This is a genomic window from Mycobacterium sp., assembly GCF_965229105.1.
Classification (GTDB): Bacteria; Actinomycetota; Actinomycetes; order Mycobacteriales; family Mycobacteriaceae; genus Mycobacterium.
In genome coordinates, this window is sequence record NZ_OZ245858.1 from 1310157 (window position 1) to 1331102 (window position 20946).

Sequence of the window (20946 nt, forward strand, 5' to 3'; positions counted from 1 at the left end):
ACGTTACAGTTTTCCCCCGGGAATGCGCAATGTCATCACTTCTACCTGCGCAGAAACGACTATTAAGGCTCGGTGAGCCCGGTCCGCAGGGCGATCTGCTGCATTTTGCCGACGTTGGTGACGAACTGATCGGTGGTCGGGTCGCCGATCGCACTCTGAAATTCCAGTCGGACCAGCGCCCGGCCCTCGGTGAACAGCAGCAGAGTGGCTGCCTTGTCCTGGCCGGCGTAATTGCCGGTGATCAGTACTCCGTCGGTGCCTACCGGTACGGGCTTGGGTGTGCTGCCGTTGATTAGCGCACCGAGCGTTCCCGACGACTCCCGCAGCGTCGCCGTCGCGGTCGCGGCATCTTTGTAGACCAGGAACGTATCGATGATCGCCCTGGTGTCCTCGTCGTTGACGAAGAAGGCACTGGCTCCTGGTGAGCCGTTCGGCTGCGATTCCTGTGACCGTTGAGTGAAGGTGTCGTCGGCGTCACTGAGATCAGCGGCGGTCAGCAGCAGCCGGCGGTAATCGGTGGCGTCGGCTTGTCCACTGGGTGCGGGTTTGGTGGGCGCTGCAGCGGTGGTCGTCGTCGACAGCCCCGACAGAGTGCTTTGCGCGGGGGTATTGAGGTCAGTGCTCGAGCAGCCGCTGACGCCGATCACGAACACGGCAGCTGGCACGGCGAAGCGCAGGGATTTCGGGGTTATGCGAGGCAAGGTGAAAGGCAACATATCTGGTGTCAATGGGGTGTTTGAAAACGAATACCCACCAACGGTACGCGAAGCGAGCGACGCCGCCCGCTACACGGGTTGCGCGCTCGCCGTTGCCCGGTCCAGCTCCCAGTAGGCGCGCAGGGCGATGATCTTGCCGTCATCGTTGACGCGATAGGTGAACACCCCTTCGGCAATCACCCGGAAACCGCTCGCCACGATGACGATGTTGCCGACGTTGGCTTCCTCGTTACCGCACTGGTAGGTCTGGCTGAAGTTGAATTCCAGCTGGCTCGGGGCGATAGCCATATCGAAGAATTTCGCGATCGCCTCTCTACCGCGGTGCCCATTGCCTTCGGGATCGAAATGCGACGGGCCGATCGGGTCTTCGATGATGGCGTCATCGGCGAACAGCGCGAGCCAACCCTCCTTATCGCCTGCCATCGCCGCTTCCCTGGAGCGCTTACCGGCCAGATGCGCGGGAGCTTCGGGATCGGTGACCCTCACCCTTTCACCTCGCTCGCTCCGGTCCTCGCTCGTACCTCGCTGCGATCCTCACTCACTCCCACGCTCACGAGTTCTGCCAACCCGAGTGGATGTAGGTGTCTGCGAAGCGCTTCATCGAGTCGATCTTCTTGTCGACCGGTGCGTCAAAGGCAAGGCCTTCGAACACCCACGGGATGCCGATGTAGTCGGTGACGCCGGCTGCGACCAGATCGCGGTGGCCGTCGACACCGAATTTGTCGATACACACGGCCTGGTATTCGAACGGGTCGTCGGCCCGTCCGGCGTCGGCCAGCAGCTTCTTGAGCTGGCTGATGGTCTCGCCCAGTTGGTCGCACGTCATCATCGCGCTGGTCCAGCCGTCGCCGATCCGGACGGCGCGCTTCAGTGCTACGTCGGTGTGCCCCCCGACATAGAAGGGCACCGGCGCCGCCGGCGCGGGGCTCATCTGCAGCCGGTCGAAATCGTAGAAGTCGCCGTGGAATTCGACCATGCCGCCGGCAAGCACCAGCTTGATGACGTCGATCATCTCGTCGACCCGTTTGCCTCGCTTGGCGTAGGGCACCCCACACCACTCGAATTCCTCAGGAGCCCAGCCGATCCCGACACCGAAGCCGAACCGGTTGTTGGTCAGGTTCGCCACCGAACCGACCTGGCGGGCCAGCAGCAGCGGATTGCGCGAGCCGAGCTTCATCACGTTGGTGTAGAAACGCAGCTTCGACGTCACCGCCCCCAACGCACCCGCCAGGATCAACGGATCAACCCATGGCGAGTTCTCATCGAACATCCGCTTGCCGTCGGCGGTGTAGGGATAGTCGACGGACTGTTTCTCGAAGTAGAAGATCGAGTCCGGGAGTGCGATGCTGTCGAAACCGAGTTCCTCAGCGGCCTTGGCAATGTCGATGAGCTGGTCGAGCGGGCTGAACGCGATGCTGACGGTGTATTGCATTTTCGTCATTCTGCGGCTGGCTTGTCCGCTGGTTTATCCGAGGAGACCACCCACATCGAGTAGTACTGCGAGCCACCGCCGTAGGCGTGACCAAGCGCTTTGCGTGCACCTTCGACCTGATGGTCACCGGCCTTGCCCATCACCTGGATGGCGGACTCGGCGAACCGGATCATCCCTGATGCGCCAATCGGATTCGACGACAGCACCCCGCCGGACGGGTTGAACGGGATCCGCCCGCCGATGGCGGTCTCACCGGCCTCGGTGAGCTTCCAGCCGCCACCTTCCGGGGCGAAGCCCAAGTTCTCCAGCCACATCGGTTCGAACCAGGAGAACGGCACGTACACCTCGGCGACGTCGATCTCGTCGATCGGGCTGGTGATCCCCGCGTCTTTCCACAGTGCCGCCGCGGCATCCCGGCCGGCCTGGGGGTTGACCTGGTCGCGACCCGAGTACGCCAGCGGTTCGGTGCGCAGGGCGGTGGCGTGGATCCAGGCGACGGGATTACCGTTCGCGAGATGAGCATCGGCGGCCTGCTCATCGCCGATCACCAGGGCGCAGGCGCCATCCGATGACGGGCAGGTCTCGTCGAAACGGATGGGATCCCAGAGCATCTGGGATGCCAGCACCTTCTCCAGCGTGATATCGGGCTGATGCAGATGCGCCAGAGGATTCTTGGCACCGTTGAGCCGGTCCTTGACCGCCACCATGGCGCCGATGTGCTCCGGGGCGCCCGAGCGGCGGATGTATGCCCGCACGTGGGGCGCGAAGTAGCCACCCGCGCCAGCGCCGACGGGTTTGGTGAACGGCACCGGAATCGACAACGCCCACATGGCATTTGACTCGGACTGCTTCTCCCATGCCATCGCCAGCACGCGCTTGTACTTGCCCGACTGCACCAGGCTGGCCGCAACGATGGCGGTCGATCCCCCCACGGAACCGGCGGTGTGTACCCGGATCAGCGGTTTGTTCGTCGCGCCGACAGCGTCTGCCATGAACAGCTCGGGCATCATCACGCCCTCGAAAAAGTCCGGCGCCTTGCCGACGACGACGGCGTCGATATCGTCGAAGGTCGAGCCGGAATCGGCGAGCGCACGGTCGATGGCCTCGCGCACCAGGCCGTTCATGGTGACGTCTTTGCGCTTGGCGACGTATTTGGTCTGCCCGGTCCCGAGCACAGCTGCCAGTTGCTTAGCCATTTGCGCCACTCCTGCTCATCGCTCGTGCCTCGCTCTGCATCGTCGTCGGCGCGCCCATCAGTTCTTTCCCTCCATGACGGCGACCAGATTCTGCTGCAGCGCAGCACCACTGGTGGCATGTGCCAACACCCGCTGCGCTGATCCATTGAAGATGTGTTGCGCGGCATAGCCGATGCGTTCCAGCCCGGCGACGAACATCGGGTTGGCCGCCAGCGCACCACCGGACGGGTTGATTGTCGTCGATCCGCCGAGCCCGATCGCCTCGGTCAGGATCAACTGCTGATGGGTGAACGGCGCATGCAGCTCGGCCACGTCGATCGACCCCGCGTCACCGCCGGTGGCGGCAGCTGCCGACGCCGCCGTGGACGTCGAGGTGGTCAGATCGCGGGCGCCGAGGATCGGGGTTTCGATTCGATGCTCGATCCCGGTGATCCAGGCGGGGTTCTCCCGCAGTTCGCGAGCCTTGTCGCCGCTGGCCAGCACGATCGCGGCAGCACCATCGGTGATCGGCGCGATGTCGTGGCGGCGCAACGGATCCGCGAAGAACGGGCGCTCCAGCAACTCTTCAATCGAGTGCGCCGACGTCTCTCTGTCCACCCGCTCCGAGTAGCCGAAGGAATCCAGCGCGACCTGCGCCATCTGCTCGGCGGTCCATTTGCCCGCATCCAGGCCGAAGCGGGCCTGCAGGCCCGCCATCGACACCGAGTCAGGCCACAGCGGCGCAACGGTGTAGGGGTCGGTCTGTAGCGACAGCACGCGCCGAAGCACACCGGCGCTGGACTTGCCGAAGCCGTAGACCAGCGCGGTATCGACCTGCCCGGTGAGGATTTTGATGTAGGCCTCATACAGCGCCCACGCGGCGTCCATCTCGACGTGTGACTCGTTGATCGGCGGCACTGCGCCGATGGAATCGATCGCTGAGATGAACGAAAAAGCCCGACCGGCAAGGTAATCCGAGGATCCCGAGCACCAGAAGCCGATATCGGTCTGCTTGATTCCCAGTTCGGCATACAGCTCAGCGAAACACGGCATCAGCATCTCGACGCCGTTGGTGGTGCCTTCGGTACGGCGCACATGGGGGGCGTGCGCAAAGCCCACGACAGCTACGTCAGTCATTGCTCGTGCCCTTTACAGGTGGTGCTTGTAGGAGTCGTACTCGGCGTCGGGCTCACCCGTGGGCCGGAAGTGGTCGATATTGTCGATGCCGAGACCCCACTCGTCGCGAGGTTTCCACACCGCCTCGACCCGCATGCCCATCCGGACATCAGCCGCCTCGATTTCGAGGATCAGGTGCAGGAACGCGATATCGGCGCCGTCGAGCAGGATGTATGCCGCGACGTACGGCGGTTTGATCCGCTGGCCGGCGAACGGGATGTTGATGACGGCGAATGTGGTGACCGTGCCGCGGTCCGGCAGCTCGACGTATTCGGTGATCTGTTGTCCGGTTGCCGGATCTGCTTCCCGCGCAGGGAAGTACACCTTGCCCTTGGTGCCGTCCGCCGCGACGGTACGGCCGCCGATCAGTTTGCCCTCCTCCAGCGCGCGTAAGAAGACGCTCTCGGGAACCGAGGCGGTGTGCTGGATCTCGACCGACGTCGGGACCACCAGCAGCGTGACGGGGTCACGCTCGTCGGTGCTTTCCGGCACATCTTCTAAAGAGTCGCCCAGTTCGAAGTAGGCGATGTCGGTGATGGACCCGACGGGCTCGTCCACCCAGTGCGCGTGCACGCGGGCTCCGGTGCTGATGGCGTCTGAGGATTCGGCGTTGACGGCGTGCAGCAACGTCGTATCGGCGCCATCGAGCTTGATCAGTGCCCACGCGAATGGGCGATCCAGCGGTTGGCCCTCCAACGGCGTGGACTGCCAGGTCCACGATTCGACGGTACCGACGCTGCTCACCGGTACGATCTCCGTCAGCTGTGCATAGGTGACAGGGTCGTATTCGGCCGGCGGCACAAATATCCGACCGTCCGATCCCCGGACACCGACGATGCGGCGTCCGCGCAGGGCGGTGAAGAACGCCCCTAGCGTCGGACCGACCGAACGGGTGTAGTCGAATGAGAGTTTCAGCGGTGCGGAAAGCGGCGGCTCATGCTGATCGATCAGCGCCGGGCTGCTCTGACTGGCGGACACAGCGTCGAGTAGAACAGGTTCTAGTAATCGTGGCAAGAAAGGGTCGTTCGCTGATATGAAACTCGGACTCCAGCTCGGATATTGGGGCGCGCAGCCGCCGACCAACCATGCACAGCTCGTCTCGGCGGCCGAGGCGGCCGATTTCGACATCCTGTTCACCGCCGAAGCGTGGGGTTCGGACGCCTACACGCCGCTGGCGTGGTGGGGGTCGGCGACGTCGCGGATGCGCCTGGGTACCTCGGTCGTCCAGCTGTCGGCCCGCACGCCCACGGCCTGCGCCATGGCGGCGCTGACGCTCGATCACCTGTCCGGCGGCAGGCACGTTCTCGGACTCGGGGTTTCCGGGCCGCAGGTCGTCGAGGGCTGGTACGGCCAGAAGTTCCCCAAGCCGCTGGCCCGCACCCGCGAGTACATCGACATCCTTCGCCAGGTCTGGGCTCGTGAGGCGCCCGTCACCAGCGCAGGCCCGCACTATCCGCTGCCGCTGACCGGCGAAGGAACCTCGGGCCTTGGCAAACCGCTGAAGCCGATCGTGCACCCGCTACGTGCGGATATCCCGATCATGCTGGGTGCCGAAGGCCCGAAGAACATCGCGATGTGCGCCGAGATCTGCGACGGCTGGCTGCCGATCTTCTACAGCCCGCGGCTGGCGCCGATGTACAACGAGTGGCTCGACGAAGGGTTTGCCCGGCCGGGTGCCCGGCGCAGTCGCGAGGACTTCGAGATCTGCGCCACCGCGCAGGTCGTGGTCACCGACGATCGGGCTTCGGTGCTGGAGATGATCAAGCCGCACCTCGCGCTGTACATGGGTGGGATGGGCGCCGAGGACACCAACTTCCACGCCGATGTCTACCGGCGGATGGGCTACTCCGAGGTGGTCGACGAGGTCACCAAGCTGTTCAGGTCCGGTCGTAAGGACGAGGCTTCCAAGGTCATCCCCGACGAACTGGTCGACGACGCCGCGATTGTCGGCGACCTGGACTACGTGCGCAAGCAAATTGCCACGTGGGAGGCAGCCGGGGTGACGACGATGGTTGTCGGCGCCCGAACCGTCGAGCAGATCCAAGAGTTGTCCACCCTGGTGTAGACACTTCTTGCGAGTTGTCTAGAACACGTTCTAGATTAGGCGGGTGACCGATACCGAGCCCGTCTCCCAACACACGATTGCCGGCACGGTGCTCACCATGCCGGTCCGGATCCGCAAGGCTGACAATCACGTCGCACTGTTCTCGGTGCCGTCGGCCGCCGCCCAGGCGATGATCGACTACAGCGGCATGAAGGTCTTCGAATACCGGCCGGGGCGGGCCATCACGATGTTGATGTTGGTCCGCTATATCGACGGTGACCTGGGGCAGTATCACGAGTTCGGAACCGCCGTCATGGTCAACCCGCTCGGAGTCGGCGCCCCCAAAACCGGCCTGCGCGGGTTCGGTGACGCCGCCGCCTTCATTCACCACCTTCCGGTGGACCAGAGCTTCACGCTGCAGGCCGGGCGCACCATCTGGGGATTTCCGAAGATCATGGCGGACTTCACCGTCCGCGAGAACAAGACCTTCGACTTCCAGGTATCCGAGGGCGGCAAACTCATCGCGGGCATCGAGTTCAGCCCCGGGCTGCCCATTCCCGGGGCCTTGACCTCGAAGCCCCAGATGTTGACCCAATACAGCCATTTGGATGGCATCACCCGCGAAATCCACTCGGAGATGCACAATTCTGGGATGCGCGCCCGCATCGGTGGAGCCCGCCTCCGGCTCGGTAATCACCCCTACGCCGACGAACTCAGGTCGCTCGGATTACCGAAACGGGCATTCGCCAGTCAGTCTTCTGCCAATGTCGAGATGATTTTTGGCGACGCGAACACGATCACGGAGTGAGATGACTTCCACTATTGCTAGCCCGCTTTCGGGAACAGGCCTCGACGTTGACCTGACCGACGGCAACTTCTATGCCGACGGCAACGCCCGTGAGGCGTACCGCTGGATGCGGGCCAACGAGCCTGTGTTCCGGGATCGCAATGGGTTGGCGGCCGCGACCACCTACCAAGCCGTGCTGGATGCTGAACGTAATCCAGAACTGTTCTCGTCCACCGGCGGCATCCGGCCGGACACGCCAGGGATGCCGTACATGATCGATATGGACGACCCGGCGCATGTGTTGCGGCGCAAGCTCGTCAACGCCGGCTTCACGCGTAAGCGCGTGATGGACAAGGTGCCGTCGATTGCCACGTTGTGCGACACCCTGATCGACTCGGTCTGCGAGCGCGGCGAATGTGATTTCGTTCGCGATATCGCCGCCCCGCTGCCGATGGCGGTGATCGGCGACATGCTGGGCGTGCTGCCCGAAGAGCGTGGCACGCTGCTGAAGTGGTCCGACGATCTGGTCTCCGGGCTGAGTTCGAACATCGACGAGATGACCATTCAGGCCACGATGCAGGCCTTTGCTGACTACAACGCGTACACGGTGGACATGATCGCCAAGTGTCGCGCTGAACCGTCGGACAACCTGTTCTCGATTTTGGTCAATGCCGAGGTCGAGGGCCAGAAGATGGCCGACGACGAGATCGTCATGGAAACCCTGCTGATTCTCATCGGCGGCGACGAGACCACCCGGCACACGCTCTCCGGCGGCACCGAACAACTGTTGCGCCACCGCGATCAGTGGGACCGGCTCGTCGCGGATCCGGACGGGCTTCTCCCCGCCGCGATCGAGGAGATGTTGCGCTGGACGTCGCCGGTGAAGAACATGTGCCGCACGCTGACCGCGGACACCACGTTCCATGGCACTGAACTGCGCCAGGGCGAGAAGATCATGCTGATGTTCGAGTCGGCCAACTTCGACGAGGCCGTATTCGGCGATCCGGACGACTTCCGCATCGACCGTAACCCCAACAGTCACTTGGCGTTCGGCTTCGGGGCGCATTTCTGCCTGGGCAACCAGCTGGCCCGCCTTGAGCTGTCGATGATGACGAAGCGGGTGCTGCAGCGACTGCCCGATCTGCGGCTGGCTGACGATGCGGCGGTGCCCCTGCGGCCGGCGAACTTCGTCAGCGGTCCTGAGGCGATGCCGGTGGTGTTCACGCCGGTGGCGCGGGTGCTCGACTAAGCCGCAGCGGCATCGCGTTTGTGAATCCTCGGCGATTTTCGTGCCCTGCGAAAATCGCCAACGTTTCACGAACGCGGCCTACTTCATCTGGAAGTTCGGCGCCCGCTTCTCTTTGAAGGCCAGTGGGCCCTCCTTGGCGTCAGCGGACAGGAAGACGTCGATGCCGATCTTCGTGTCGATTTTGAACGCGTCGTTCTCGTGCATGCCCTCGGTCTCGTGGATCGACCGCAGGATGGCCTGTACGGCCAGCGGGCCGTTCTTGTTGATCACCTCGGCGATCTCCAGTGCCTTCTCCAGCGCGCCCCCGTCGGGCACCACGTAGCCGATCAGCCCGTAGGACAGGGCCTCGGCGGCGGTGATGTGCCGACCGGTCAGCAACAGATCGCAGGCGATCGTGTACGGAATCTGCCGGACCAACCGGACGGCTGAGCCGCCCATCGGGTACAGGCTCCACTTGGCTTCGGAGATACCGAATTTGGCACTCTCACCGGCGATGCGGATATCGGTACCCTGCAGAATTTCGGTACCACCCGCGATGGCGGGACCCTCGACCGCGGCGATCAGCGGTTTGGTCAACCGCCGACCTTTCAGCAGGCCGTCGATGCGCGTCGGGTCGTACCCGCCGCTTTTGAAGGAATCGCCGGGGGGCGCCTTGGTGGCGGCCTTGAGGTCCATCCCGGCGCAGAAGTAGCCGCCGGCTCCGGTCAGGATGCAGGAGCGGATGTCGGGATCGCTGTCGACGCGGTCCCAGGCATCGACCATTATCGAGAGCATCTCAGTGGAAAGTGCGTTCCGGGACTCTGGTCGATTCAAAGTCACGATCAAAGTGTGTCCGCGCTGCTCAACGAGGGCGTCGGGACCTTTTTCGGACTCGCTCACAAGGATCTGCCTTCCAGCTTCGATGCCACAGACTTGTCTCGAAATGTAACACGTTCTAGTTTATGTCTTGTGGCCCTGAATATCGCCGATCTTGCCGAGCACGCCATCGACGCCGTGCCAGACCGTGTCGCCCTCATTTCGGGCGATCAATCGATCACCTACGCCGAGTTGGAGGAGAAGGCGAACCGCTTCGCCCACTATCTCATCGACCATGGCGTCAAGAAGGACGACAAGGTCGGTCTTTACTGCCGGAACCGCATCGAGATCGTCATCGCGATGCTGGGCACCGTCAAGGCCGGCGCGATCCTGGTGAACGTCAACTTCCGCTACGTCGAGGGGGAGTTGCGCTACCTGTTCGACAACTCGGACATGGTCGCGCTGGTGCACGAGCGCCAGTACTCCGACCGGGTGGCCAACGTGCTGCCCGATACGCCGAACATCGCCACGGTGCTGGTGATCGAAGACGGCAGCGATGCCGACTTCCACCGCTATGGCGGCGTCGAGTTCTACGCCGCGCTGGCCGAGAGCTCACCCGAGCGGGACTTCGGCCCGCGCAGCGAGGACGATATCTACCTGCTCTACACCGGCGGCACCACCGGCTTCCCGAAGGGCGTGATGTGGCGCCACGAGGACGTCTACCGAGTGTTGTTCGGCGGCACCGACTTCGCCACCGGCGAGCCCATCAAGGATGAGTACGACCTGTCGATCGCGGCGGCCGCCAATCCACCGATGATCCGGTACCCGATCCCGCCGATGATCCACGGCGCCACGCAGTCAGCCACCTGGATGTCGCTGTTCTCGGGCCAAACCAGCGTCCTGGTACCGGAATTCAACGCCGATGAGGTCTGGCGGGCGATCCACGAGCACAAGGTGAACCTGCTGTTCTTCACCGGTGACGCGATGGCCCGGCCACTGCTGGACGCACTGCTGGCTCATCAGGAGAAGGGCAACCAGTACGACCTGTCCTCGCTATTCCTGCTCGCCAGCACCGCCGCACTGTTCTCGACCAGCCTCAAAGAGAAGTTTCTCGAACTTCTGCCCAACCGCATCATCACCGACTCCATCGGCTCATCGGAAACCGGTTTTGGCGGCACCAGCGTGGTAGCGAAGGGCGAGTCGCACACCGGCGGCCCGCGAGTGACCATCGACAAGAACACCGTGGTGCTCGATGAGGACGGCAATCCCGTCGAGCCGGGGTCGGGGGTGCGCGGCATCATCGCCAAACGCGGCCACATCCCGGTCGGCTATTACAAGGACGAGAAGAAGACCGCGGAGACGTTCCAGACCATCAAGGGTGTCCGCTACGCGATCCCCGGCGACTACGCGCAGGTTGAAGCCGACGGCAGCGTCACCATGCTCGGTCGTGGTTCGGTCTCGATCAACAGCGGCGGCGAGAAGATCTACCCCGAAGAGGTCGAGGCCGCGCTCAAGGGTCATCCCGACGTCTTCGATGCGCTGGTGGTCGGGGTGCCCGACCCTCGTTTCGGTCAGCACGTCGCCGCCGTCGTCCAGCCGCGGGAAGGCACACGGCCGACACTGGCTGAACTCGACGCGTTTGTCCGTAGCGAGATCGCGGGATACAAAGTGCCGCGCAGTCTTTGGTTGGTCGACGAGGTCAAACGCTCACCGGCTGGTAAGCCCGATTACCGTTGGGCCAAGGATCAGACTGAGGCCGGACCTGCCGATGACGTACACGCCAAACATGTCGGAGCAGGCGCCTGATGCGGACAGAATTGTGCGATCGGTTCGGGATCGACTATCCGATTTTCGTCTTCACCCCGTCGGAGAAAGTGGCCGCCGCGGTCACCCGCGCCGGTGGTCTCGGGGTCCTGGGCTGCGTCCGATTCAACGACGCCGACGACCTGGAGAACGTCCTGCAGTGGATGGACGAGAACACCGACGGTAAGCCGTACGGCGTCGATATCGTCATGCCCGCCAAGGTGCCGACTGAGGGCACCTCGGTGGACATCAACAAGCTCATCCCGCAGACGCATCGCGACTTCGTCGCGAAAACACTTGCCGATCTGGGTGTTCCGCCGCTACCTGAGGACGAAGCCCGCTCCGAAGGTGTGCTCGGTTGGCTGCATTCGGTCGCACGCAGTCACGTCGAGGTGGCGCTCAAGCATCCGATCAAGCTGATCGCCAACGCACTTGGCTCCCCGCCCAAAGATGTCATCGATCAGGTGCACGAAGCGGGAGTGCCGATCGCCGCGCTGGCGGGATCGGCCAAACATGCCCGACGACATGTCGACAACGGCGTCGACATCGTCGTCGCCCAAGGCCACGAGGCCGGTGGGCACACCGGCGAGATCGGTTCGATGGTCCTGTGGCCGGAGATTGTCGACGCGGTCGCGGGTAACGCTGCAGTGCTGGCCGCTGGCGGTATCGGCACGGGTCGGCAGGTGGCTGCGGCGCTGGCGCTCGGTGCGCAGGGTGTCTGGATGGGCTCGGCATTCCTGACAGCCGCGGAGTACGACCTCGGTGTCCGGTTGCCGTCGGGTCGATCGGTGATCCAAGAGGCGATGTTGGCCGCGACGTCCAGTGACACGGTGCGGCGTCGGATCTACACCGGTAAACCGGCCCGATTGCTCAAGAGTCGCTGGACGGAAGCCTGGGACGCCGATAACGCTCCCGAGCCGTTGCCGATGCCGCTGCAGAACATCCTGGTCAGCGAGGCTCATCAGCGGATGAGTGAATCGGCGGATCCCTCGACCGTCGCGATGCCGGTCGGCCAGATTGTCGGTCGGATGAATGAGATCCGCCCGGTTGCCGACATCATCGCCGAACTGGTCACTGGGTTCGAGGACGCGACCAAGCGCCTCGACGGAATCCGCGAGGGTTAGCCGCCACGGTCGCCCCCTGCCATCCGCTGCCCCCGGGAGGCTAGGTTTGGGATCGTGAACGGCGCGCAGGCTCTGATCAATACCCTCGTCGACAACGGCGTCGAGGTGTGCTTCGCCAATCCCGGTACCTCCGAGATGCACTTCGTCGCTGCACTGGACACCGTCCCACAGATGCGCGCGGTGTTGGCCCTGTTCGAGGGCGTGGCCACCGGCGCAGCTGATGGCTACGCCCGAATGACCGGTGGGCCAGCCGCGGTACTGCTGCACCTGGGGCCGGGACTGGGTAACGGGTTGGCGAATCTGCACAATGCGCGGCGCGCACACGTCCCGATGGTGGTCATCGTCGGCGACCATGCCACCTATCACAAGAAGTACGACGCACCACTGGAATCCGATATCGATGCGTTGGCGGGCACCGTGTCCGGCTGGGTGCGACGCACAGCACGTACCGAGGATGTTGCCGCTTACACCGAAGCGGCGATCGCCGCCAGCAGGCCGGGCCACATTTCGACGCTGATCCTGCCCGCGGATGTGTCGTGGAGCGAAGGTGTCCAGGTCGAGATCCCGTCGATCGCCGTGCCCATGCCGCCGTCGCTGACAGATGAAGCGATTGCCCTGGCGGCCAACGCTTTCCGTTCCGGTGAGTCGACAGTGCTGCTGATCGGCGGTGACGCCACCCGCGGCCCGGGGTTGGCTGCGGCCGCGCGGATCGCCGCTGCCACCGGGGCCAAGCTGCTGTGCGAGACCTTCCCGACGCGGTTGGAGCGCGGTGCCGGTGTGCCCGCGTGTGAGCGGTTGGCCTATTTCGCCGAGGCGGCCGAAGCTCAACTCTCCGGTGCCAGCCACCTCATTCTGGCGGGCGCGCCATCGCCAGTGTCCTTCTTCGCGTATCCGGGCAAGCCCAGTGATCTGGTGCCGTCGGGGTGCGCGGCGCAGGCCATCGCCGGTCCCTTCGGCGCGACAGACGCGCTGATCGCGCTGGCGGACGAATTGGCTCCCGGCACGGTCGCTCCCGTGGCACCGGCAACCCGCCCCGCGGTGCCGAGCGGCCCACTGACGGCCTTCTCCGCGGCCGATGTCATCGGGGCACTGCTGCCGGAGCGGGCCATCGTCGTCGATGAAGCCAATACCTCCGGCGCTACGCTGCCCGCCGCCACGGCCGGGGCGCCCGCCCACGACGTGCTGACCCTGACCGGCGGTGCGATCGGTTTCGGCCTGCCGACGGCCGTCGGCGCCGCGGTGGCCGCGCCCGATCGGCCGGTACTGAGCCTGCAATCCGACGGATCGGCGATGTACACCATTTCGGCGCTGTGGACACAGGCGCGGGAGAACCTCGACATCACCACGGTGATCTACAACAACGGCGCCTACGACATCCTGCGCATCGAACTGCAGCGGGTGGGCGCCCAAAGTGCGGACGCACCGGGCCCGAAAGCTCGTGAACTGCTCGACTTGGGCCGTCCAGCAATCGATTTCAGCAAAATCGCGGAAGGAATGGGGGTGCCCGCGCGGCGAGTCACCACCGTCGAGGACTTCGCCGCCGCGCTGAGCGATGCGTTCGCTGAGTCAGGCCCGCACCTGATCGAGGCCGTCATCCCATCGCTGATGGGTTAGCCGCGGAAACGCCGTCCTACCGACAGCGTCAGTTCTGAGTGGTGTCAGCGCGAACCGCGAGATTGCCCACCACTTCCTCGTGCCAGATGTCGTAGGCGTGGGTGGTGTCGACCTCCATCTCGAAGCGGTCGGTCATATCCGACGAGACGGCGGCCAGATCTACGTAGAACTGCTCGTACCAACGGCGGTGTTGGTAGACAGCGCCGTCTTCCTCGGTGAGCAGCGGATTCTCGATCCGGGTCTTGTTCTTCCAGATCTTGACGTCATCGAGGAAGCCTTCCCCGAACGACCGATTCATCCCCGCGGCGAGCTTCTCGGCTTTATCGGCGGGCAGACCGGGCATTTCGCGCACAGCCACGCCCCACTGCAGCACGAACGAGTTATGGCTGACCGGATAGTGGCAGTTGATCAGCGCCACTTCCACGGTGAACCCGGGGCCAAGGTCGTTGTGCAGCCAGTTGATCATGTATGCGGGACCGAAATACGTCGCCTCCGAGCGCAGATAGGTTCCCTCCCAAAGCTTGTCGAAGTTCGGTGTGAAGTCGGGCCGTGGCTTGGACTCCATGAACTGGCTGGCGGTGTGGCCTTCGATGACGTTCTTGAAGTACGTCGGATAGGCATGATGGATGTAGAAGAAATGCGCCATGTCGACGTTGTTGTCCACGATTTCCCGGCAATGCGAACCTTCGATGCGGATCGAACTCCACTGCCACGGCGACCAGACGCCGTCGTCGTAACCTTCGATCATCGGAGGCGCCAACTCGGCCGGCGGCGTGGACCCTTCCGGGTCATGCCAGACCAGCAGTTGGCCGTTGACCTCATGGGTCTGCCATTTGCGGGTCCGGGCCAGTCGCGGGGTGCGCTTGGCATAGGGGACTAAAGCGCATTTTCCGGTCGAGCCTTGCCACCGCCAGTCGTGGAATGGACACGCCACATTGTCGTCCTTGATCGACCCCATCGACAGGTCACCGCCCATGTGCCGGCAGTACCCGTCGAGCACATGTAGTGCGCCCGTGGAGTCGCCGTAGACCACCAATTTGGTGCCGAACGCCTCGATACCGTGGGGTTGACCGTCGCGGAAGTTCTCGGCCAGGCCAAGACAGTGCCAGCCGCGGGCGAACCTGGTCATCGGCACACCGGCATCGATCTCGCGAACCTGAGCTGTCATGAGTTGCCTCCTGATTGGTTGACCATGTCCATCACCGCAAGGTGGCTGAAAACCATGCTGGTGCCGATCGGGTTACCGCCGCCCGGGTATGCCGTACCGCTGGGAGCCGCCATGGTGTTACCCGCCGCGTACAGGCCGGGGATCACCCGGCCTGAGGTGTTGAGCACCCGGGCGGCGGTGTCGGTGCGCAACCCACCCTTGGTGCCGAGATCAGACACGCCGAATGCGGCCGCGTGAAACGGCGGACGGTCGATCGCGTATAGCGGCGGTGCGCCACCCGAGAAAGCCCGGTCATACGGCTCGTCGCCACGCCCGAAGTCCGCGTCGACACCAGCGGCGACGAACTCGTTGAACCGGGTCACGGTCTCGATCAGATTCTGTGGCGGCACGCCGATTTTCCCGGCCAGCTCCGCCAATGTGGGTGCGGTATGCCATAACCCGGCGGCGACGTACTGCTCCGGTTCAACCATGGAGACGCTGGTGGACTGTACCGGCGGCACACCATCGTCGGTATCGTCGTAGACCATCCAGTACGGCAAGGTGACCGAGCCGTCGTCAAGCGCGGCCAGCACCTCGCGCCCAAGTCTGTCGTAGGCCTGCGACTCGTTGACGAAGCGCTGACCGTCGGCGTTGACGAAGATGCCACCGGTAAACCACAGCGAGAACGTCGAACGGCCGTCCGGATGCGTCAGCCCGGGTGACCACCACGCCTGATCCATCAGATCGGTGTCCGCGCCCGCAGCGATACCCGCCAGGTGTGCCAATCCGGTATTTCCCCAGGGCCCCATGGTGTCTCGGGCCAGACCCGGCACGCCGTACTCGGTGCGCAAATCGTCGTTGTTCTCAAAGCCGCCCGCGGCCAGCAGGACGCCGCGTCGGGCCCGGATCGCTCGGCGTTGCCCGCCATGTTCGACGATCGCGCCCACCACAGCGCCATCAGCGACCACCAGCTCGACCAGGGCAGTGCTCAGATACGTCGTTGAATGCTCGTATGCCTTTGTCGCAGTGAGGAATCGGGCGATGAGCGCCCGTCCGCCGATGAAGTAGTCTTCCGGCACCTCGGTGCCGAGCCGGTCGGTATCCAGCGGACCACGGACCAGTTCCCGAAGGTCCGGGGCGGCTGCCACCTTGAGTCCCTTGGCGGCAATATGCCGCAGCCCGTCGCCGCGCGCTTTCGGTGCCTTACCGAAGTAGTCGGGCCATGGCATCACCTTGAACTTCAGTAGCTCGTCGGCTTCTAAGTACTCGACCAACGGAGCGCCGCCACGGACGTAGGCCTCCTGTAGGGCCAACGGTGTGCGATCGCCGACCACCGCGGTGTAGTACTCGAGCGCATCATCGATGGTGTCATCGGCACCCGCCCGCTGCAGCACCGCGTTGCCGGGGAACCACATCCCGCCGCCACCGGAGTAGGCGGTGGTACCACCGAACTTCTCGGTAGCCTCGACCAGGATGACGTCGAGACCTTCCCGCGCAGCGGTGTAGGCGCCGGTGACGCCGCCCGCTCCCGAGCCGGCGACCAGGACGTCGCATTCCTCATGCCAATCAGACATCTCGTCCCTTCATCAGGCCTGACGTGCGCGGCCGTGCGTGGCGAACTCGCGGTCCAGTGCCTGCCGGTCGGCATCGTCCATCCGGTGGTACTCCGGCTGCCCACGAGTCACCCATTGGTACACCGGATCGTCTGTCAGCCAAGCCTGTTTCTGCAGTTCGCGCTTGAGCACTTTGTTCGAGCCGGTGGCCGGCAGGTTGGCCGACACGCGCAGGAGCCGTGGGACGCCCTTTTTGCCCAGATCGTTCTGCGTGACCAGGAAGTGGGCGAAACCGGCGATATCGAATGATCCCGGTTCGGCGACCTCGATCGCGGCCATCACCAGATCGCCCGAGCGTGGATCGGCGACGGCGTAGACCCCGGCCGCGATGACGGCGGGGTGGCGACGCAGCACCCGCTCGATGGTCAACGCCGAGATGTTCTCCCCGTCGACCCGGATCCAGTCGCCGCGGCGCCCGGCGAAGTACAGGAATCCGTCGGCGTCGATATAGCCGAGATCACCCGTCCAGTACCAGCCGTTGCGGACCCGATCGGCGTCAGCCGCATCGTTTTTGTAGTAACCCTCGAAATCGCCGGCACCTCGCTGGTCGACGATTTCACCCACCGCCGCATCGAAGTTGCACACCCGGCCGTGATCATCGAGTTGAGCTGTTGCACAACGTATTTGGGTCTCCGGGTCGATAACCACGACCCCGGGGTGTGACGGCCGGCCCAATGCGGTCGGGGGAGCGGCAGGGTCCGGGGTGGCCACGGCGCCGCCCTCGCTTGACCCGTAGCCCTCGAACAATTCCGCGCCGAACCGCCGCCGGAACTGAATCTGGTCCTCGGGCGAGGCCTCGGTGCCGAAGCCACGCGTCAGAGTGTTGTCGGCGTCATCGTCGGCCTCGGGGGTCGCCATCAGATACGACAGAGCTTTCCCGACGTAGGTGAAGAAGGTTGCACCGAAGAACCGCACATCCGGTAAGAACCCCGACGCCGTGAAAGTCGGTGTCAGGCAGACCGTGGCACCGCTGGCCAGCGCCGGCGCCCACAGCGCCATCAGGGCGTTGCCGTGAAACAGCGGCATGCAGCAGTATTCGACATCGTCGCGGTGATGGCCGTATTTCTCGGCCGCAGTGTGGGCGATTCGGGCCAGTCGGCCCTGGCTACACCGGACAGCCTTCGATGTCCCGGTGGTGCCTGAGGTGAACAGCAGCAGCATGAGTGACGCGGAGCCGACACCGGGGGCCACCGCGGGCTCGGCCAGGTGCTGCTCGACGCGCTCCAGATAATCGGGATGATCGACCACGAGGAATCGGGTGTCGTCGAGTCCGTGCTCGAGATCGCGCAGGCGGCGCAGACCGGCGGTGTCGGTGACGATCAGCTGACAGTCGGCGTGGCGGACATCCGCGGCGAGGTCGGCGGACCCGCGCGTGGGATTGAGTCCGACGATCGTCGCGCCGGATAGCGCAGCCGCACCCAGCCAGAACACGAAATCCGCTGTGTTGTCGAGTAGTACGCCGATATGATACGGGCCCGTCACGCGAGCGGCACCAGCCAGCGCGCCCCGCGCGGCCGACTCCCGGACCACCTCATCCCAGGACCACTCGCGAGAGCGGGTGCGCAAACCGGGATGCCCGTCGCCGCAGCGATCGAGCAGCATGGTCGCGATATCAGGGTGCGCAGACACGGCGGTCACGGTCCTGCCGGATCTGGTGGACTGGATCGCCGCAGTCCACGCCCTGTGCCGATAGCTGGCGCTTGAGGATCTTGAAGGTCTCGGTACGCGGCAGCTCGGTGCTTGTGCGGACGTAGGCGGGCCATTGTTTGGGGCCGAGATCGCTTTGGTCGGCTAGGAAGGCCCTGAACTTCTCGACATCGAAGGCCTCGCATTCGGCCGCCGTACGCAGTACCAGGGCCGCCATCACCTGATCACCTACCGCTGGATCGGGGATCGGGTACACCGCGACTTCGGTCACTTCGGGATAGCGCATCAGGATCCGTTCGATGGGTGCGGTCCCGAGATTCTCCCCGTCGACGCGCATCCAATCGCCAAGGCGCCCACCAAAGTAGGCGAAACCATTCTCATCGCAGTAGGCCAGGTCGCCACTGTGGTACACCCCACCGCCCATGCGTTCGGCTTCGGCCTCCGGATCGTGGTAGTAACCGCGGAACTGGCCGGGGCCAGCGGTATTGACCAGCTCGCCGATCACTCCCGGCGGGCAGGGTTCGCCGGTATCGACGTCGACGATCGCCACCCCGTCGACCAACGGACCCAACGCGCCCTCCGGGGTGTCCGGAGTGCGGGCGATCGACACCCCGCCCTCGCTCGAACCGAAGCCGTCCACCACGGTCACCCCGAAGCGCCGCGCGAACCGGTCCAGATCCCTTGGCGCTCCTTCGTTCCCGTAGGCGAACCGCAGCGGGTTATCGGTGTCGTCATCGCGGGGCGGGGTGGCCAGGATGTAGGACAGCGGCTTGCCGACGTAGTTGGCATAGGTGGCACCGAACCGGCGGATATCGGGAAAGAACTGGGAGGCAGAGAATTTGCGGCGCAACGCTATTGATGCTCCGGCCGCCACCGCGGGGCCCCAGCCCGCCATGATGGCGTTGGAGTGAAACAGCGGCATCGACAGGTAACACGTGTCGGCCGGTCCGAGCCCAAACCGCTCCGCGAGCATCTCGCCGGGGAAAGCCACCTTTTCATGGGTGCACCGCACGGCCTTCGGGTTGCCGCTGGTACCGGAGGTGAAGATCAGCATGAACAGATCGTCGGGGTCGGCATCCTGGAAATGGACGGCCGATCCGCGATGGGCGGCGAGTTCGTCGGCCCACTGCGGTGATTCGATATCGATGGTATCGATGCCGGTCTGCGCGCCCTCCCCATCGGCGATCACAAGCTGGCAGTCCGCATGATCGATATCGCGTTGCAGCGCAGCACCCCGGCGGGTCGGATTCAACCCGACCGGGACCAGCCCGGACAGCGCGGCCGCCACCAGCACCGTGGAGAAGAACGGCGTGTTACCCAGTAGCACTCCGACATGCGGCGGCCGGTCCGGGTCGAGCCGGGCCCGCAACGTGGCAGCCAGATCGGCGGCATCCTGAATGTGGTTGCGCCAGCTGACAAAGGAGTCAGCTGCGCGCACCCCCCTGTCATCGACATCGGTCAGTCGCTGTACCAGCCGGGTGACGGTCGGTTTACCCAACGGGACGGGCCACCCTCAGACCGGCGTGTCGGCCAGCTCGCGGCCGATCTGTAGCAGTTGCCCGGTCGCGCTGCCGAGAGTGAATTCGGACTGCTTTGCGGCCAGGAAGTACCGGTGCACGGGATGGTCGATGTCGATGCCGACACCGCCGTGCACGTGCACTGTGGTGTGTGCGACTCGGTGCCCTGCGTCGGCGGCCCAGAATGCGGCCGTGGCCACCTCGGTATCGGCGGGCAGGTCCTCGTCGAGGCGCCAGGCTGCCTGCGTCAGTGTCAGGCGCAGGCCTTTGACATCGATGTAGCCGTCGGCCAGCCGCTGTGCGACGGCCTGGAAGCTGCCGATCGGGCGCTCGAACTGTTCTCTGGTCCTGGCGTACTCGGCGGTGAGTTCCAGGGCGCGCTCCAGCACACCCAGCTGAAACGCGCTGTGGCCCAAGGTGAGCTGTGTTTTGAGCCAGCTGACGACCTCACTGCCCCCGACCAGTCGATCCGCGCCGAGGGTGACACCGGAAAGGTCGAGTTCGCCGACGCTGCCCTTGCCGGTGGTATCGAGGCTGATCACCGATACCCCGGGATCATCGGCGGCGACCAGGAAGACCGCCGTTCCCGAATCGCTTTCCGCGGACACCAGGAACGCATCGGCCACGGGTGCAAAACCGACCGGGGTCCTGGTACCGGTCAAGGTGTGGCCGTCCCCGGAGGCAGTCGCGCGCACCGGGCCCTGACCGAGTTCGCCGTCGAGGGCCACCGTCAGGATCTTGTCGCCGCTGACCGCTGTCGTACCCCAGTTCTGCTGCAGGTCAGCCGATCCGAATCGGGCCAGTGCGCCGGCGCCCAGGACTACCGATTCCAGGTACGGCACTGCGGCGATCTGCCTGCCGAGCGCGGTGAGTATTGCCGCTTGTTCCAGCACGCCGAAACCTCCACCGCCCAAAGCTTCTGGTGCGGCGGTGGACAGGATGTCGGCATCGATCAGCTTGCGCCACAGCGCCTTGTCGAACCGCTGATCGAGACCGTCGAGTTCGCGCTGGTGTGCTGGTGTGCACACCGCGTCGACGATGGTGCCGACCAGGCCCGAGAGGTCCTGTACGGCTTCGTTGGTAGTGAAATCCATGGATCGTCCTTAC

At 64.6% G+C, this 20946-nt stretch carries 18 protein-coding genes; 6 read left to right on the forward strand and 12 right to left on the reverse strand.

What is annotated here, in order from left to right:
- Positions 1-62: 62 nt before the first annotated feature.
- The 6 genes from ADBZ9O_RS06320 to ADBZ9O_RS06345 form a co-directional block, all read right to left on the reverse strand.
- The gene (locus ADBZ9O_RS06320; protein ID WP_526529432.1) at positions 63-701 is read right to left on the reverse strand and encodes a hypothetical protein; all 639 of its coding nucleotides are present in this window, start codon (positions 699-701) and stop codon (positions 63-65) included.
- An 84-nt stretch (positions 702-785) separates the two neighbouring features.
- A complete protein-coding gene (locus tag ADBZ9O_RS06325; protein ID WP_526532897.1) occupies positions 786-1139 on the reverse strand; it encodes a nuclear transport factor 2 family protein in 354 nt (117 codons plus the stop codon).
- A 127-nt stretch (positions 1140-1266) separates the two neighbouring features.
- Positions 1267-2157, reverse strand: coding sequence for a TIGR03619 family F420-dependent LLM class oxidoreductase (locus ADBZ9O_RS06330; protein ID WP_526529434.1), 891 nt, complete (start codon positions 2155-2157; stop codon positions 1267-1269).
- On the reverse strand, positions 2154-3344 hold the full coding sequence (locus tag ADBZ9O_RS06335) for a thiolase family protein (protein WP_526529436.1): 1191 nt from the start codon (positions 3342-3344) through the stop codon (positions 2154-2156). Before ADBZ9O_RS06335 ends, ADBZ9O_RS06330 begins: the two co-directional genes overlap by 4 nt.
- A 57-nt stretch (positions 3345-3401) precedes the next feature.
- Positions 3402-4460 carry a beta-ketoacyl-[acyl-carrier-protein] synthase family protein gene (locus tag ADBZ9O_RS06340; RefSeq protein WP_526529438.1) on the reverse strand — a complete coding sequence of 353 codons (1059 nt, stop codon included), beginning with the start codon at positions 4458-4460 and terminating at the stop codon, positions 3402-3404.
- 12 nt (positions 4461-4472) lie between these two features.
- A complete protein-coding gene (locus tag ADBZ9O_RS06345) occupies positions 4473-5477 on the reverse strand; it encodes a Zn-ribbon domain-containing OB-fold protein (RefSeq protein WP_526529440.1) in 1005 nt (334 codons plus the stop codon).
- Between the two features lie 55 nt (positions 5478-5532).
- On the opposite strand from ADBZ9O_RS06345, the gene ADBZ9O_RS06350 reads away from it, so the two are divergent.
- From ADBZ9O_RS06350 to ADBZ9O_RS06360, 3 genes are all read left to right on the forward strand, one after another.
- Positions 5533-6564 (forward strand): LLM class F420-dependent oxidoreductase, encoded by a 1032-nt coding sequence (locus tag ADBZ9O_RS06350; protein ID WP_526529442.1) that lies wholly within the window; start codon positions 5533-5535, stop codon positions 6562-6564.
- A 97-nt stretch (positions 6565-6661) separates the two neighbouring features.
- Positions 6662-7351: an acetoacetate decarboxylase family protein gene (locus ADBZ9O_RS06355; RefSeq protein ID WP_526532899.1), complete on the forward strand. Its 690-nt coding sequence runs from the start codon at positions 6662-6664 to the stop codon at positions 7349-7351.
- Between the two features lies 1 nt (position 7352).
- Complete coding sequence (locus ADBZ9O_RS06360) at positions 7353-8579, forward strand: cytochrome P450 (RefSeq protein WP_526529444.1); 1227 nt, start codon at positions 7353-7355, stop codon at positions 8577-8579.
- 78 nt (positions 8580-8657) lie between these two features.
- On the opposite strand, the gene ADBZ9O_RS06365 is transcribed toward ADBZ9O_RS06360, so the two are convergent.
- A complete protein-coding gene (locus ADBZ9O_RS06365) occupies positions 8658-9458 on the reverse strand; it encodes a crotonase/enoyl-CoA hydratase family protein (protein WP_526529446.1) in 801 nt (266 codons plus the stop codon).
- Positions 9459-9527: 69 nt separating this feature from the next.
- On the opposite strand from ADBZ9O_RS06365, the gene fadD19 reads away from it, so the two are divergent.
- From fadD19 to ADBZ9O_RS06380, 3 genes are read left to right on the forward strand one after another with little or no spacing between them, the layout of a single operon-like run.
- A complete protein-coding gene (gene fadD19 / locus ADBZ9O_RS06370; RefSeq protein ID WP_526529448.1) occupies positions 9528-11180 on the forward strand; it encodes a medium/long-chain-fatty-acid--CoA/3-oxocholest-4-en-26-oate--CoA ligase in 1653 nt (550 codons plus the stop codon).
- On the forward strand, positions 11180-12301 hold the full coding sequence (locus ADBZ9O_RS06375; protein WP_526529450.1) for an NAD(P)H-dependent flavin oxidoreductase: 1122 nt from the start codon (positions 11180-11182) through the stop codon (positions 12299-12301). Before fadD19 ends, ADBZ9O_RS06375 begins: the two co-directional genes overlap by 1 nt.
- A gap of 54 nt (positions 12302-12355) precedes the next feature.
- Positions 12356-13915 (forward strand): acetolactate synthase large subunit, encoded by a 1560-nt coding sequence (locus ADBZ9O_RS06380; protein WP_526529452.1) that lies wholly within the window; start codon positions 12356-12358, stop codon positions 13913-13915.
- A gap of 28 nt (positions 13916-13943) precedes the next feature.
- On the opposite strand, the gene ADBZ9O_RS06385 is transcribed toward ADBZ9O_RS06380, so the two are convergent.
- Genes ADBZ9O_RS06385 through ADBZ9O_RS06405 form a run of 5 tightly spaced genes read right to left on the reverse strand, consistent with a single transcriptional unit; the run spans position 13944 to position 20933 of the window.
- Entirely contained in the window at positions 13944-15083 is a 1140-nt protein-coding gene (locus tag ADBZ9O_RS06385; RefSeq protein WP_526529454.1) for an aromatic ring-hydroxylating oxygenase subunit alpha, read from the reverse strand.
- Positions 15080-16636, reverse strand: a complete 1557-nt coding sequence (locus ADBZ9O_RS06390; RefSeq protein WP_526529456.1) for an FAD-binding protein — start codon at positions 16634-16636, stop codon at positions 15080-15082. The genes ADBZ9O_RS06385 and ADBZ9O_RS06390 overlap by 4 nt, the downstream gene beginning before the upstream one ends.
- 12 nt (positions 16637-16648) lie before the next feature.
- Complete coding sequence (casI, locus tag ADBZ9O_RS06395; protein ID WP_526532901.1) at positions 16649-18277, reverse strand: steroid-22-oyl-CoA synthetase; 1629 nt, start codon at positions 18275-18277, stop codon at positions 16649-16651.
- 10 nt (positions 18278-18287) lie between these two features.
- The gene (fadD17, locus tag ADBZ9O_RS06400) at positions 18288-19820 is read right to left on the reverse strand and encodes a long-chain-fatty-acid--CoA ligase FadD17 (protein ID WP_526529458.1); all 1533 of its coding nucleotides are present in this window, start codon (positions 19818-19820) and stop codon (positions 18288-18290) included.
- 15 nt (positions 19821-19835) lie between these two features.
- A complete protein-coding gene (locus ADBZ9O_RS06405; RefSeq protein WP_526529460.1) occupies positions 19836-20933 on the reverse strand; it encodes an acyl-CoA dehydrogenase family protein in 1098 nt (365 codons plus the stop codon).
- Positions 20934-20946 lie beyond the last annotated feature (13 nt).